This window comes from Secundilactobacillus oryzae JCM 18671 (assembly GCF_000740055.1).
Lineage (GTDB): Bacteria > Bacillota > Bacilli > Lactobacillales > Lactobacillaceae > Secundilactobacillus > Secundilactobacillus oryzae.
This window is the reverse complement of sequence record NZ_BBJM01000067.1, coordinates 1-1,102: the sequence shown is the minus strand read 5'-3', so window position 1 is coordinate 1,102 and position 1,102 is coordinate 1. Positions and strand designations below refer to the sequence as shown.

1 rRNA gene is annotated in these 1,102 nt (G+C 52.6%); it reads left to right on the top strand.

Annotated elements, in window-relative coordinates:
• Window positions 1-1,102 (top strand): 16S ribosomal RNA (locus LOSG293_RS09755); the annotation flags it as partial.

Genomic DNA, 1,102 nt, shown 5'->3' with positions numbered 1-1,102 from the left:
GGAATCTTCCACAATGGACGAAAGTCTGATGGAGCAACGCCGCGTGAGTGAAGAAGGGTTTCGGCTCGTAAAACTCTGTTGTTGGAGAAGAACGAACGTGAGAGTAACTGTTCACGTTGTGACGGTATCCAACCAGAAAGCCACGGCTAACTACGTGCCAGCAGCCGCGGTAATACGTAGGTGGCAAGCGTTGTCCGGATTTATTGGGCGTAAAGCGAGCGCAGGCGGTTTATTAAGTCTGATGTGAAAGCCTTCGGCTCAACCGGAGAAGTGCATCGGAAACTGGTAAACTTGAGTGCAGAAGAGGACAGTGGAACTCCATGTGTAGCGGTGAAATGCGTAGATATATGGAAGAACACCAGTGGCGAAGGCGGCTGTCTGGTCTGTAACTGACGCTGAGGCTCGAAAGCATGGGTAGCGAACAGGATTAGATACCCTGGTAGTCCATGCCGTAAACGATGAATGCTAAGTGTTGGAGGGTTTCCGCCCTTCAGTGCTGCAGCTAACGCATTAAGCATTCCGCCTGGGGAGTACGACCGCAAGGTTGAAACTCAAAGGAATTGACGGGGGCCCGCACAAGCGGTGGAGCATGTGGTTTAATTCGAAGCTACGCGAAGAACCTTACCAGGTCTTGACATCTTCTGCCAACCTAAGAGATTAGGCGTTCCCTTCGGGGACAGAATGACAGGTGGTGCATGGTTGTCGTCAGCTCGTGTCGTGAGATGTTGGGTTAAGTCCCGCAACGAGCGCAACCCTTATTATCAGTTGCCAGCATTAAGTTGGGCACTCTGGTGAGACTGCCGGTGACAAACCGGAGGAAGGTGGGGATGACGTCAAATCATCATGCCCCTTATGACCTGGGCTACACACGTGCTACAATGGACGGTACAACGAGTTGCGAACTCGCGAGGGTAAGCTAATCTCTTAAAGCCGTTCTCAGTTCGGACTGTAGGCTGCAACTCGCCTACACGAAGTCGGAATCGCTAGTAATCGCGGATCAGCATGCCGCGGTGAATACGTTCCCGGGCCTTGTACACACCGCCCGTCACACCATGAGAGTTTGTAACACCCAAAGTCGGTTCGGTAACCTTCGGGAGCCAGC